The sequence below is a fragment of the Xanthomonas sacchari genome, from assembly GCF_024266585.1.
Taxonomy (GTDB): domain Bacteria; phylum Pseudomonadota; class Gammaproteobacteria; order Xanthomonadales; family Xanthomonadaceae; genus Xanthomonas_A; species Xanthomonas_A sacchari_C.
In genome coordinates, this window is sequence record NZ_CP100647.1 from 1,822,978 (window position 1) to 1,835,547 (window position 12,570).

The following is a 12,570-nucleotide window of genomic DNA, read 5'->3' on the forward strand; positions in this document are numbered from 1 at the left end:
ACCGTCTTCTTCCGGAGCAGCCCCATGAGCGAGATCCCTGGCGACCTCAAATTCCTCAAGTCCCACGAGTGGGCCCGCGTCGAGGGCAACGGTCGCGTGACCATCGGCATCTCCGACCATGCCCAGGGCCTGCTCGGCGACCTGGTCTACGTCGAGCTGCCGAATGTCGGCGATCACGTCGAAGCCGGCAACGGCGTGGCGGTGGTGGAGTCGGTCAAGGCCGCCTCGGACGTGTACAGCCCGCTGAGCGGCAAGGTGGTCGAGGTCAACACCGCGCTGAGCGACAAGCCGGAGACGATCAACGAGGACGCCTACGGCGAAGGCTGGATCCTGGTGCTGGAAGCGGACGACGCCGAGCAGTTGAACGAACTGCTGTCGCCGGACGAGTACGCCGAACTGCTCGAGGAGGACGGCCACTGAGCCGACCGCCCGTCGCGACACCCGAACCGGCCGCCCAGTGCGGCCGGTTTCTTTTTGGGCGTCGCGCGCCGCGGTCGCCGCGTCGTCGGCGGGTCGGCTCGCCATTCTCCGCATCGCCATCCCGGCAACCCGTCGCCGACGTCGCGGCGCACGCCAATGCGAAGACCGCGTGAGGTCGGTGCCGTCCAGCAGCGCGGGGGCAACGTGTTCGCCACGCGCTGCGGCAGCCGCTGCGCGCGAGCTGCGCAGCGCGCGGTACCGGTCTCCCGGCGCGGCGCAGGAGCGGGTCGGGATGCACGCACGGTGCGGGTCGGCGAGGAGCGGGCAGCGGCGATGTGGCGCGCACCGCGCACGTCGCAGATGCGCGACGGAAAGGTGCGTGCCGGCGCCAGTCGACGATCGGTGCGACCTGCGCCGGTCGACGCGCCACGCGACGACGTCGAGGAAGGCATGACGTGGAGGTGGGCGAGGGGTGTCGTCCGCGTTGCGCTGTGTCGGCGGCACGTGTGCAGGTGGTGTCGCGATGGCGCGATGCGCCGCGTCTCGGCGACGCGCTACGCGATGCATCGCACGCCTAGTGGCCGCCGCACGACGCGAAAAAGTTTGCGCACTTTTGCGCATTTGCACTTGCGCGATGCCGGAACCGCACGCGGTCGCGAAATTTTTTTTCAGCTAGCGGACAGGCTGGCGCGCACGCCTGACGTTCCCGTCGACGCGTCGCCGATGCCTGTCCGCAGCGCGAGGGCGGTACCGCGTCGTTGCAGAAAACGCGGAAATTTCCCTGCTTTTTTTGCATGCGTCGTTTTCCCCGCGACGCCGGCAGCGGCGATCGGCGCTGCCGGCACGGCGGTCGGCGCGGCATGCCGCGGTCGCGCGGCGCGCACCAGTCGAAAAAAAATTGCGCGGAAGTGTTGACAGTAAAAAAAACCGTGATTAGGTTTCGCCCAGCAGACGTTGCTGCGCAAGCGAGTGAATCGGATCGACATCAAAACGCGAAGCACAACTTGGACATCCGCCAGGAACCCGAAGATGGTGGAGTTGGAGTCGCTTCCCTCCGAGAAACGCAACGTCTCCCCTGGCATCGCACCCGTATCGACATCCGGTACGGGTGTTTCTGTATCCGATCCGGCCCGCAGCGCGCGCCGGCGGTTCCCGCAGGCGGAGCATCGCCGCGAGGTTGCTTTAACTGGGCATTTTCAATCCATAGTTCACTGACGAGGAGCCATCCCATGGCCACGAAAAAAGCTGCGAAAAAGCCGGCCGCTAAGAAGGCGGTCAAGAAGACTGCCGCCAAGAAGCCGGCAGCGAAGAAGGTTTCGGTAAAGAAGGCGGTCAAGAAGGTCGCCAAGAAGGTGGCCAAGAAGGTCGCCAAGGTGAAGAAGGCGGTCAAGAAGGCCGTTGCCAAGAAGGCGGTGAAGAAGACCGCGAAGAAGGCCGCCACCAAGAAGACCGCGAAGAAGGCCGTCGCCAAGAAGGCGGTGAAGAAGACCGCGAAGAAGGCTGCGACCAAGAAGACCGCGGCGAAGAAGACGGTGAAGAAGGCGGCTGCGAAGAAGCCGGCCGCGAAGAAGGCCACCGCCAAGAAGACCGTGGCGAAGAAGAAGCCGGCCGCTCGCAAGAAGAAGGCCGCTCCGGTCGCGCTGCCGGCCACGCCCGCGCCGCTGATCTGATCCATCCCGATCGCTGTTCCTAGACTCTCTCCCCGGTGCCCAGCGGGGAGGGAGTTTTTTATTGGCGGCGTCCTGCCGTGCGCGCTCGCAGCCTGCGTTGTGGGAGGGACTTCAGTCCCGACGCGAGAGTGCCTCCGCCCGACGATCCCTCGGCGTCCGTCTTCTCGATCCACGCAGATGGTCCTCCGTGCCCTGCTTGCCAGGTCGCGAGGTGGACATCGCGCCTGTGCTTATCGCATCGGCAACGGGCGCGGCACGCCGCGTCAGCTCCGTGCCGCGGCCGGCGCCTGCGGGGATGGCCACGCATCCACCGGATTTCCCTGGCATGCAGGTGCTGCCTCGGCAGCCACGTGAGTACCGGGAGGAGCCGACAGTCGGCTTCGGCGAATGACTTACGCGACAGCGATACTTGGGTCACGACACGACGGTAGGCGGCAGCCAAGGGCGGCGCATCGCGTTCAATGAACCGACCCGGACGTGGATCGACCGATCGCCGGGATCGGGGCCGCTGCGGCAACCGCGACGCGCCTGGCATCCGTTGACCCGGCCAAGGGGGGGGCGTGCGCAACGCGCCAGCGCGTCGTGCCGTGACAGTCGACACCTCATCGCTCTTTCCGCGCATTGCGTGGACCACGGGGATGCTCCAACCACCTGTTTTCGCGACACTCGAGCCGGATGCAGCTTTTCCGTAGGAGCGGCTGCAGCCGCGACGGACATTCCCGGTAACGTCCGTGGCGGCTGAAGCCCCTCGTACGGGACACGTCTCGTCGTCATTGGCGGTGCCCTGCAGGCGCGATCTGCGCATGCGCGCTGCCCAGCGCACGCGTGCGACAGTGCACCGGGCTGCCGGCACGCTGGCGGCCGCCTGCGGCGACGCGGGGTGCCGTGCCCAGCGTCGCGGGATCGTGGACGCCGCCGAGAGGACGCGGTGGGCGCCCTGCACGCGATCGTGGAGGCGACGGCGCGCCAGCGCCGTGCTTCACGCGGGCGCTCGGACAGCCGCTGTCGTCGGGGCGACGCAGTCACTGATCGCGCGGCGTGGCATGACGTCGGCCGTTGCAGCAGCATCGGGTGACGCGATCGCGCGCCGTATCGCTGCGTCGTCGCAACTGCGACAGGGCGGCATCCCAGCGTCGGAGCAGGGTGGGGCTGTACAGCGCAGCGTCGCAGACAGCAGAAAGGCGGCTTGCGCCGCCTTCTGCGAGGATGCCGCCGGCGCGCGCGCTCAGTGCGGCGAGGCCACCGACTTGGACGAGGACGCGCCCTTCTTGTCCTTCGGGTCCGGGCGCTCGGCCATCAGGTTGTCGCTGCCGAAGTCGGTGTCCACGTCCAGCCAGCGCTGCGCCGGCAGGCCGATCGCGCGGTCGAGCACGGTCGGCAGCAGGCCCGAGGGCAGGCCGCTTTCGCCGTTCCACAGAATCGCCACGGCAAAGTCGCGTTCCGGCACCAGCGCGATCAGGCCGCGGTAGCCCTGTACCGCGCCGGCATGGAAGATCACCTGGTGGCCGGAGTAGTCGAACACGCGCCAGCCCAGTGCGTAGCTCGCCGAGTTGACCCGGGCGCGGCGCCAGCCCGAGCGCATCTCGCCCGGGGTGAGGATCAGCGGCGCGTGCAGCGTCGCCAGCAGCGGCTCCGGCAGCACGTCCGGGCGATGCCCGGTCTGCGCGATCAGCCACTGCGCCATGTCGCTGATGCTGGCGTTGACGCCGGCAGCGGGCGCCAGACGGTAGTAGGTCGGCTTGGGCGTCAGCGAGACCCAGCCGTTGCGGCTGCGCACGTGTGGGCGCGCCCAGCGCGGGCTGGCCTGGATGCCGGCCAGGCCCATGCTGGCGTCGTTCATGCCCAGCGGCTTGAAGATGCGGCGTTCCACCGACTGCTCGTAGAAGCTGCCGGACGCGGCGAACACCACGTCGCCGATCAGGCTGAAGGCGACGTTCTGGTAGGCGTAGCACTCGCCCGGCGCGCACTTCAGCGGCGCATAGGCCAGCTTGTGGCTGAGGGTGTAGTAGTCGAGGTTGGATTCGACGTCGCGGTCGTAGGCGTTGAAGGTGAGGCCGACGCGGTGGCTGAGCAGGTCGGCGACGTTCAACTGGCGCGTGGCCACCGGGTCGCTGAGCTGGAAGCCCGGGACATAGTCGACCACCTTGCTGTCCCAGCGCAGGGTGCCGTCGTTGACCAGCAGGCCGGCCATGGTGCCGGCGAACGCCTTGGACAGCGAGGCCAGGCGGAACACGGTGTGCGCATCGACCGGCTCGGGGCGGTTGACGTCGGTGACGCCGTAGCCGCGCGCGCTGAGCACCTGGCCGTTGTGCACGATGGCCATCGCCAGCCCGGGCACGCGCTCGCCGTAGGTCAGTTGTTCGGCGGCCGACTCCAGTGCGGCCACGTCGAAGCCCCTGGCCAGCGGCAGCACCTGGCTCTGGGTCAGCGACGCGCGGTAGGGCAGCGGCTGGGTCGGCGAGGTGTAGCGCGTGGCTTCGGTATGCAACGGCGGCGGCAGCGGTTGTGCGGGCGCCGGCGTCTGTGCGGTGGAGGACATCGCAAAGGGCAGCAATGCCCCGAGCAACCCGGTTGCCACCGGTCGAAGGAGCCGGTGCCTGCTGTTCTGTGTCATTGCGCCTGAGGCCTGTGAGGTGCTGCCGGCAACGATTCTAGCGCCGGATTTCTCGAATGCACAAACTGGGAGAAGATGAATAGGCATCGCCTTGATCCTGCTGGGGATTTCCCGTGTCGGACGGGGATTGCGCGGACCTGCCGGCGGGGCGATGGCGGGACTGCGGCGGACGCCGATGGACATGCAACCGGCGTGCCGCGCCAGGCGTACTTAGCCCCTCGCCCACCGGGAGAGGGGGTGGGGTGAGGGTGTGCCGTCCAGCAACACCGAGACCTGCTAGCGATGGTCGGCAAATCGCCGCCGCGCCACGACGCGCCGCGCAGCGCCCGCTTCACCCCTCCCGCAGGACGGTACGCCCACGGATCAGATCGGCGGCGCGTTCGGCGATCATCATCGTCGGGCCATTGGTGTTGCCGCTGACCAGGCGCGGCATCACCGAGGCATCGACCACGCGCAGGCCGTCGAGACCGCGCAGGCGCAACTGCGGGTCGACCACCGCCTGCGCGTCGCAGCCCATCCGGCAGGTGCCGATCGGGTGATAGATGGTTTCGGCCTTGGCGCGGATGAAGGCGATCAGCCCGGCGTCGTCCAGATCCTCGCGCGCCGGCAGCAGCGGTGCGCCGCGCCACGCATCGAACGCCGGCTGCCGCAGGATGTGCCGCGCCAGGCGCGCGCATTCCACCAGCATGCGCAGGTCGAAGCCGTCGGGGTCGCTCAGGTAGTTGGCCTGGATCCGGGCGGGCGTGCGCGGGTCGGCGTCGTTGAGCGCGATGCGGCCGCGGCTGCGCGGCTGCAGGTGGCAGGCGTGCAGGGTGAAGCCGTCGCCGGGCAGGCGGTTGCGGCCGTGGTCGTCGAGCATGGCCGGCACGAAGTGCAACTGGATGTCGGCGCGCGCGTCCGGGGCCAGCGGCGAGCGGATGAAGCCGCCGGCCTCGGCGATGTTGCTGCTGCCGGCGCCGCGGTGCCCGCGCAGGAAATAGTCGAAGGCGATCTTGGCCTGGTTGCGGCGGTCGTAGCTGATGCCCGGGCGGGTCCGGTACAGCGTGCAGACGTCCAGGTGGTCCTGCAGGTTGGCGCCGACCTGCGGCTGGTCCAGCTGCACCGCGATGCCGTGGCGGCGCAGCGCGGCGGCCGGGCCGATGCCCGAGAGCATCAGCAGCTGCGGCGAGTTCACCGCGCCGGCGCTGAGCAGCACCTCGCGCGCGGCGCGCGCCTGCACCTCGCGGCCGTCCTGGGCATAGGCGACGCCGACCACGCGCCCGCCCTCGATCAGCAGGCGCAGCACCAGCGCGTCGGTGACCACCTGCAGGTTCTCCCGCGCGCGCGCCGGCGCCAGGTAGGCGACCGCGGCCGAGCAGCGTGCGCCGTCCTTCTGGGTGACCTGGTACAGGCCCACGCCCTGTTGCCGGGGGCCGTTGAAATCGGGGTTGTACGGAAAGCCCGCCTCCTGCGCAGCGGCCACGAACACGTCCGAGAGCGGGTTGTGGTAGCGCAGGTCGGAGACGTGCAGCGGGCCGTCGCCGCCATGCAGCGCATCGCCGCCGCGGCTGTTGCATTCGCTACGGCGGAAGTAGGGCAGCACGCCGCGCCAATCCCAGCCATCGGCGCCGCCGCTGGCCCAGTCGTCGTAGTCGGCGGGCACGCCGCGCACGTAGCACATCGCGTTGATCGAACTGGAACCGCCCAGCACCTTGCCGCGCGGCCACCACAGGCGGCGGTCGTCCAAGGCCGGCTCGGCCTCGGTGAGGTAGTTCCAGTTGAGGCGGCGGTTGTTGGCCAGGCGTGCCAGGCCAGCGGGCATGTGGATGAAGGGATTGCGGTCGCGCGGGCCGGCCTCGATCAGCAGCACCTTGCAGTGGCGGTCCTCGCTCAGGCGGTTGGCGAGCACGCAGCCGGCCGAGCCTGCGCCGATGATGATGTAGTCGTACACCCGCGGTGTCCCTTGAGTTCCTGGCGCCGACGCTAGTTGCCGAGGATAGAGCATATGCTCGGCGCGGCCCGCCGCCGGCCGCGGCGCGCGTGCGGCACGGGATGCGAGGGCCGCGCGCGCTGGCGGTGTTGCGGTGCATCAGCTACCGTGCGCGTTTTCCGACCCCGAAAATCGCCGATGTCCCGTTCCTGCGCCAGGGTCCGCCGCCGATGAGCGCCGCCCCGCATGCCCCCGGCGCGCTGGCGCGGTTGCGCGGCGCCCTGCGCGATTCGCCGCCGCTGGCGTGGGCGTTCCTGTACTTCTTCTCGCTGCTCAGCGGCTACTACGTGCTGCGGCCGGTGCGCGAGGCGATGGGCGCCTCCGCCGACGTGGCCGCGGTGTTCCCGCCGGCGATGATCGCGTTCTTCGCGGCGCACGGCATGCCGCTGAAGGAATTCGCGCTGCAGGTGCTGTTCACCTGCACCTTCCTGATCATGCTGTTGCTGCAGCCGGTCTACGGCGCGCTGGTCAGCCGCTATCCGCGGCGGGTGTTCCTGCCGGTGGTGTACGGCTTCTTCATCGCCACGCTACTGCTGTTCTACGTGCTGTTCGACAGCGGCGTGCCCGGGCGCGGCATGGCCTTCTTCCTGTGGATTTCCGTATTCAACCTGTTCGCGGTGGCGGTGTTCTGGAGCTTCATGGCCGATGTCTTCAGCAATGCCGAAGCGCGCGCCTGCTACGGCTACATCGGCGCCGCCGGCACGCTCGGCGCGTTCCTGGGGCCGGTGATCGCCAGCAGCCTGGTCGAGCGCATCGGCATCGCCAACCTGATGCTGGTGTCGGCCGGCTTCCTGGTGATCAGCGTGATCTGCCTGCTGCGCCTGCGGCTGTGGGCGGTCGCCCGCGAGCGCGCGCGCGGCGTGGCCGGCGGCGAGGTGCCGATGGGCGGCGACGTGCTGGCCGGGTTGAAGCTGATCGCACGCGAACCGCTGCTGCGCTGGCTGGCGCTGATGTCGGTGTTCGGGGTGGGCGTGGGCACCTTGCTGTACAACGAACAGGCGGCGATCGTGCGCCGCCTGTACACCGATGCGGCAGCCAGTACCGCCTTCTACGCCAGCATCGACCTGGCGGTGAACGCGCTGACCCTGGTCCTGCAGTTGCTGGTCACCCGCGCGCTGCTGTCGCGCTTCGGCATCGGGCCGGCGCTGCTGATCCCCGGCTGCGCGATCCTGCTCGGCTACTCGGTGCTGGCGGTGTCGCCGCTGCCGATGCTGGTGGCGGTGGTGCAGGTGGTGACTCGCGCCGGCGAGTTCTCCCTGGCCAAGCCGGCCCGCGAGACCCTGTACACCCGGGTCGGCCGCGAATGGCGCTACAAGGCCGGCGCGGCGATCGATACGGTGATCTACCGCGGCAGCGACCTCAGCTTCGCCTGGCTGTACAAGCTGCTGTCGGGATTCGGCTCGCAGGTGGTGTTCGTCGCGGGCGTGCTGGCCGCGTCCGGCATGACCCTGGGCGCGTGGCGGCTGCTGCGCGAGGCGGCCAAGCTGCCGCCGGAACGCACGCCGCCACCGTGAGCCGGCACAGCGTGGCAGGGGGCTGGTCGCCCATCGGGACGGTGGCTATGCTGGCGCCCTGTCTCCTGTGCCGGATAGCACGATGATCCTGTTGGCTTCGATCCTGGTGGGCGCGGTCGCGCTGCTGCACCTGTACATCCTGGTGTTGGAGATGGTGCTGTGGACGCGCCCGCTGGGCATGAAGGTGTTCCGCAACAGCCCGGAGAAGGCGCAGGCCACGCGCGTGCTGGCGGCCAACCAGGGGCTCTACAACGGCTTCCTCGCCGCCGGCCTGGCCTGGGGTCTGCTCGCGCAGCGGGTCGACGTGATGCTGTTCTTCCTCGGCTGCGTGGTCGTGGCCGGCCTGTACGGCGGCTGGAGCGTCAGCCGCCGCATCGTGTTCGTGCAGGCGCTGCCGGCGGCGCTGGCGATCGTCGCGGTGCTGCTGGCGTACTGAGTCGCCGCCGCGTACGCGGCGCGTGCGATCTGCGTGCGCCGGCCCGCGCCGAGCGCCTCGTCATTCGCTCCAAGAAGTGTCGCGTAGGAGCGGTTTCAGCCGCGACGGGCGTCACCGGGAACGCCCGTCGCGGCTGACGTCGCTCCTACGGTGAACGGGCGCCTTGCATCTACTTGATTGGGTGCGTGCGATGGTCGGTGTCCTCGCGCCGCACCGGTATGTCCGGCGGCGCGCGCCGTGTCGGCGCATGGTCGCCGCCAGCCGATCCGCGAGGCGCTGGGGCGGTCGGCCGACGTGCGGCAAGACCCCGTCCTTGGTGGCGTCCGCTGCCGGGATCGCCACCGGACCCTCAAACGCACGACGGCGGACCGAAGTCCGCCGTCGTGGGTGTCGCATGGTCAGGACGATCAGGCTGCTTCGCGCGAATGCCCATCGTCGGTCGCGGCTGCGGCACGCTGGTAGTAGCTCGCCGAGCGCAGTTCGTCGGTGTCGAAGTCGTCGACGCTGATCGTGTCCATGGTGATCTCGCGCAGCTCCTCCAACTGACGGCGCTCGTCGGCCGACAGCACGCCTTCGCGCACCGCCTCGTCCAACTGCGAGGCGAAGTCCAGCGCCTCGATGCCCTTGCTCTTGAGCGCCTTCAGGAACTTGCGCTCCACCGGCTCGGCCAGCACCGCCTTGGTCAGGTAGCTGGCGATGCGGCCGCCGGGGTTGTGCTCGCACGGGGTCAGGAACACGCCCTGGCCCAGGCGGTCGCGGGCTTCGTTGGGGGTCATCAGCAGCGCGGCGACGCGGTGGCCCAGGCGGTCGCCCGGCGCTTCGGCACGGCGGCCCCACGGGAAGATCAGTGCCCACATCAGCCAGCCGACCGGACGGATCGGGAAGTTGCGCAGCGCCGCCGACAGTGCCAGCTCGATCTTGTGCACGCTGTCGTGGAAGGCCCAGGCCAGCAGCGGCTGGTCGGTCGCCGGCGCGCCGTCGTCGTGGTAGCGCTTGAGCATCGCGCTGGTCATGTAGATGTGGCTCAGCACGTCGCCCAGGCGCCCGGACAGCGACTCCTTGAACTTCAGCTTGCCGCCGAGCATCAGCATCGACACGTCGGCCATCAGCGCCAGGTTCGCCGAGTAGCGGTCGAGCTTGCGGAAGTAGCGGCGAGTGTAGGCGTCGCCCGGCGCGGCGCCGATGCGCGCGGCGGTCAGGCCGAACCACAGCGAACGCACCGCGTTGGAGATGGCGAAGCCGATGTGGCCGAACAGGTTGCGGTCGAAATCGTCGACGCCGGCCTGGTGGTCCGGGTTGCCGGCGGCCTTCATCTCCTTCATCACCCACGGATGGCACAGGATCGCGCCCTGGCCGAAGATCAGCAGGCTGCGGGTCATGATGTTGGCGCCTTCCACGGTGATCGCGATCGGCGCGGCCTGCCAGCTGCGGCCGGCGAAGTTGCGCGGGCCGAGGATGATGCCCTTGCCGCCGACCACGTCCATCACGTCGCTGATGACCTCGCGGCTCATCGTGGTGCAGTGGTACTTGGCGATCGCCGACGGCACCGACGGCACGTCGCCGCGGTCCACCGCCGCGGCGGTGGCCTGCGACAGCGCGCTGATCGCATAGGCCTTGCCGCCGATCCGCGCCAGCGCCTCTTCCACGCCTTCGAAGCGGCCGACCGACAGGCCGAACTGCTTGCGGATGCGCGCATACGCACCGGTGACGACCGCGCCGAACTTGGCGCCGCCGCTGGCGGTGGAGGGCAGGGTGATCGAGCGGCCCACGGCCAGGCACTCGTTGAGCATGTTCCAGCCCTTGCCGACCATCTCCACGCCGCCGATCAGCTGGCTCAGCGGGATGAACACCTCGCGGCCGTGGATCGGCCCGTTCTGGAACGGCGAGTTCAGCGGGAAGTGGCGGCGGCCGATCTCGACCCCGGGGGTCTCGCGCGGCAGCAACGCCAGGGTGATGCCGATGTCCTTGGTGTCGCCGATCAGGCCGTCGGGGTCGTACATGCGGAACGCCAGGCCGACCAGGGTCGCCACCGGGGCCAGGGTGATGTAGCGCTTGTCGAAGGTCAGCTTGACGCCGAGCACGTTGGCGCCGTTCCACTCGCCCTTGCAGACGATGCCGTAGTCGGGGATCGAGGTGGCGTCGGAGCCGGCGAACGGACCGGTCAGGCCGAAGCAGGGCACTTCCTGGCCCACCGCCAGGCGCGGCAGGTAGTAGTCCTTCTGCTCCTTGGAGCCGTAGTGCAGCAGCAGTTCGCCCGGCCCCAGCGAGTTGGGCACGCCGACGGTGGAGCTGACCACGCTCGAGACCGAGGCGATCTTCTGGATCACCTTGTGGTGGGCCAGCGCGGAGAAGCCGAGACCGCCGTATTCCTTCGGAATGATCATGCCGAAGAACTTGTTCTTCTTGATGAAGCTCCACAGCTCCGGCGGCAGGTCGGCGTGGACGTGGGTGATTTCCCAGTCGTTGGTCATCCGGCACAGCTCTTCGACCGGGCCATCGAGGAAGGCCTGCTCTTCGGCGGTCAGCTGCGGCTTGGGATAGTTCAGCAGCTTCTGCCAGTCCGGATCGCCGGTGAACAGTTCGCCTTCGAAGCCGACCGAGCCGGTCTCCAGCGCGATGCGCTCGGTCTGCGACAGCGGCGGCAGCACCTTGCGGAACACCTTCAGCATCGGTGCGGTGAGCAGCGGCTTGCGCACGAACGGCAACAGCAGCGGCACTGCGACCACCGCCAGCACGACGGCCGCGACGATGGTGGCGACGTGGCTGGCGCCGAGCAGCCAGCACGCGACCAGCAGCGTGGCGCTCAACGCGGCCCAGACGGCGAGCCGCATGCGGTGATAGGCGGCGAACGCGCCGGCCAGCAACAACACGAGGAAGGGGGCAATGATGCTCATGGGCGTGCTCCGGGGAGGTACTCGGTGACGGCGGACGATGCGCCGGCGCTGGCCGGTGGCAGGGCGTCCAGGTAGTGCAACACAGTGGCGGTAAATGCGGCGTTGTCGTCGCCGGCCAGCATATGCGTGGCTTCGGGCAGATGCGCATGCTGCGCGTGCGGCACCAGCGACAGGAATTCTTCGATGGTCTGCGGCGTGACCAGGTCGCTGCGCCCGCCGCTGATCAGCAGCAGCGGGCACTGCACGTGCGCGGCGGCCTGCGCGATCGCGCCCTGGTGCTGTTCGCTGTCGCGCGCCAGTTCCTCGACCAGGCGCGGATCCCAGTGCCAGTACCAGCGGCCGTCGGCGTGCTGGCGCAGCACGCTGCGCAGCGCCTCGGGCGACTTGCGCGCGCGCTGCGGCAGGTAGGCGGCAATGGCGTCGGCCGCGGCGTCCAGGGTGGCGAAGCCCTGCGGATGCGCGGTCATGAACGCGAGGATGCGCTCGACCCCGGCCGGCTGCCAGCGCGGGGTAATGTCCACCAGCACCATCGCGCGGAACAGGCCCGGCCAGCGCGACTCGGCGATCAGCCCGAACAGCCCGCCCATCGAGGCGGCCACCAGCACAGGGGGCGGCGACATCTCGCCGGCGACCACGATCAGGTCGTCGGTGAACTGCTCGCCACGATAGGGCAGGTCCGCCGGGTTGCGGGCCGAATCGCCATGGCCGCGCGCGTCGTAGGCGACGCTGCGGTAGCCATGCGCCTGCAGCGCCGCGGCGGTCGCCGTCCAGGCGTGCCGGGTCTGCCCGAAACCATGCGCGAACAGCACCGATCCGGCCTCGCCGGGACCGGTGACGGTCGCGGCCAGCGTCAGCTCGCCGGCGCCGGACAGGGCGGCCGAGACGGCATGCGGGACGGTGGCGGCAGCGGAAACCATACGAGATAGTATGGTCGCCCTGCGCGGCATGTCAATACGATGCAGTATGGGTGCGAAAAGCCAATGCTGCCGGGCATTTGCGCCGGCCTTGTGAAGGCCACATACTGCAACCGACGTCCCCGTATGGTTAAATCCA

The 12,570-nt window shown here is 69.4% G+C and carries 9 protein-coding genes; 4 read left to right on the forward strand and 5 right to left on the reverse strand.

Translation table 11 applies throughout. The annotated features are described in order from the left end of the window. Positions 1–24 precede the first annotated feature (24 nt). The gene (gene gcvH, locus NKJ47_RS07325; RefSeq protein ID WP_010344201.1) at positions 25–420 is read left to right on the forward strand and encodes a glycine cleavage system protein GcvH; all 396 of its coding nucleotides are present in this window, start codon (positions 25–27) and stop codon (positions 418–420) included. Between the two features lie 668 nt (positions 421–1,088). On the opposite strand, the gene NKJ47_RS07330 is transcribed toward gcvH, so the two are convergent. Next, positions 1,089–1,385 (reverse strand): hypothetical protein, encoded by a 297-nt coding sequence (locus tag NKJ47_RS07330; RefSeq protein WP_254460829.1) that lies wholly within the window; start codon positions 1,383–1,385, stop codon positions 1,089–1,091. A 264-nt stretch (positions 1,386–1,649) separates the two neighbouring features. On the opposite strand from NKJ47_RS07330, the gene NKJ47_RS07335 reads away from it, so the two are divergent. Further along, positions 1,650–2,090 (forward strand): hypothetical protein, encoded by a 441-nt coding sequence (locus NKJ47_RS07335; RefSeq protein WP_254460830.1) that lies wholly within the window; start codon positions 1,650–1,652, stop codon positions 2,088–2,090. Between the two features lie 1,225 nt (positions 2,091–3,315). On the opposite strand, the gene NKJ47_RS07340 is transcribed toward NKJ47_RS07335, so the two are convergent. Together NKJ47_RS07340 and NKJ47_RS07345 are read right to left on the reverse strand one after the other, a co-directional pair. Next, positions 3,316–4,668, reverse strand: coding sequence for a serine hydrolase domain-containing protein (locus NKJ47_RS07340; protein ID WP_254460831.1), 1,353 nt, complete (start codon positions 4,666–4,668; stop codon positions 3,316–3,318). 367 nt (positions 4,669–5,035) lie between these two features. After that, positions 5,036–6,634 (reverse strand): GMC family oxidoreductase, encoded by a 1,599-nt coding sequence (locus NKJ47_RS07345; protein WP_254460832.1) that lies wholly within the window; start codon positions 6,632–6,634, stop codon positions 5,036–5,038. A gap of 209 nt (positions 6,635–6,843) precedes the next feature. On the opposite strand from NKJ47_RS07345, the gene NKJ47_RS07350 reads away from it, so the two are divergent. Both NKJ47_RS07350 and NKJ47_RS07355 read left to right on the forward strand, forming a co-directional pair. Beyond that, the gene (locus tag NKJ47_RS07350; protein WP_254460833.1) at positions 6,844–8,187 is read left to right on the forward strand and encodes an NTP/NDP exchange transporter; all 1,344 of its coding nucleotides are present in this window, start codon (positions 6,844–6,846) and stop codon (positions 8,185–8,187) included. Between the two features lie 82 nt (positions 8,188–8,269). Continuing rightward, positions 8,270–8,623 (forward strand): DUF1304 domain-containing protein, encoded by a 354-nt coding sequence (locus NKJ47_RS07355; protein WP_254460834.1) that lies wholly within the window; start codon positions 8,270–8,272, stop codon positions 8,621–8,623. 407 nt (positions 8,624–9,030) lie between these two features. Here the strand turns inward: NKJ47_RS07355 and NKJ47_RS07360 are convergent, their stop codons facing one another. Continuing rightward, a complete protein-coding gene (locus NKJ47_RS07360; RefSeq protein ID WP_254460835.1) occupies positions 9,031–11,517 on the reverse strand; it encodes an acyl-CoA dehydrogenase in 2,487 nt (828 codons plus the stop codon). Further along, positions 11,514–12,434, reverse strand: a complete 921-nt coding sequence (locus NKJ47_RS07365; RefSeq protein WP_254460836.1) for an alpha/beta fold hydrolase — start codon at positions 12,432–12,434, stop codon at positions 11,514–11,516. Before NKJ47_RS07365 ends, NKJ47_RS07360 begins: the two co-directional genes overlap by 4 nt. Positions 12,435–12,570: the final 136 nt, after the last annotated feature.